The sequence below is a fragment of the Achromobacter sp. GW823-FHT04E03 genome (assembly GCF_058796095.1).
The window spans coordinates 1-473 of sequence record NZ_JBXAIJ010000015.1 but is presented as its reverse complement, the minus strand read 5'-3'; the positions used below and the strand labels follow the sequence as shown (position 1 = coordinate 473).

Sequence of the window (473 nt, the reverse complement as noted above, 5' to 3'; positions counted from 1 at the left end):
TCGTGCCCTTGGCCACGCCCACGACATTGGTGACGTCCGCGCCGAGGGTGTCGGCACCGGTGCCGGTGATGACGTTGCCGGAGGCGGTCAGTGCGGTGTCTTCCGTGACGGAAGCGGTGTCGGGCTTGGCTTCCGGAGCGGTGTCGGTGATGAGCACGACCAGGTCGTCAGACTTGACCTGGTTGGCCGCATCGGTGACGGTGACGGTGAACTTGTCGGTGACGGAGTCGTCGCCGGCGGTGTGGTTCTTGGCCGTCCCATCCTGCTGGTAGCTATAGGTAATCTTGCCGGTGGCCGAGTCGTAGCCAGTCAGCGTGAGCTTGCCTTCGGTGCCGTTGACGACGACCGGGGTGGTGCCCAGCGCCTGCAGGTCGGCCACAGAGAGGGTGATGTTGCCGATCTTGACGGTGGCCAGGCCTTCCGGTGCGGTGACGGTCAGTTCGCCGGTGACCGGCTGCGTGGCGTTCTCGGCG

At 66.2% G+C, this 473-nt stretch carries 1 protein-coding gene; it reads right to left on the bottom strand.

Annotated elements, in window-relative coordinates; all coding sequences use genetic code 11:
- Positions 1–473, bottom strand: a 473-nt coding sequence (locus AC1RHV_RS31100; protein ID WP_492302726.1) for a VCBS domain-containing protein, incomplete at both ends; no start/stop codon positions are given.